We start from the raw sequence: 524 nt of genomic DNA on the forward strand, positions 1-524 counted from the left end.
GGCCAGCGCATCGACCTCTTGGGGGTGAAGAAGGAGGACCTGGAGGGTGTGTGGAAGGACATCGGCATGCCCTCGGGCTTTGCCTATGCCAAGAGCCTGCGCACGGTGAAGACCTGCGTGGGCAGCGAGTGGTGCCGCTTCGGCACGCAGGACAGCACCCAGATGGGCAAGGACCTGGAGCGGGCGCTGTGGGCGATGTATTCGCCGCACAAGGTCAAGCTCGCCGTCTCCGGCTGCCCGCGCAACTGCGCCGAGGCCGGGATCAAGGACGTGGGCGTGATCGGGGTGGATTCGGGCTGGGAGCTGTATGTGGGGGGCAACGGCGGCATCAAGACCGAGGTGGCGCAGTTCCTGGTGAAGGTGAAGACGGCCGCGGAGGTGATGGAGTATTCGGGCGCCTTCCTGCAGCTGTACCGCGAGGAAGGCTGGTACCTGGAGCGCACGGTGCACTACATCGGGCGGGTGGGGCTGGACCATGTGAAGAAGAAGATCCTGGAGGACACCGAAGGCCGCAAGGCGCTGTG

1 pseudogene is annotated in these 524 nt (G+C 65.6%); it reads left to right on the plus strand.

Features of this window, described 5'->3' with window-relative positions:
• A pseudogene (locus AC1DSC_RS32695) lies at positions 1–524 on the plus strand (nitrite reductase large subunit); the annotation flags it as partial.

It is taken from the genome of Variovorax sp. 01N425 (assembly GCF_056399465.1).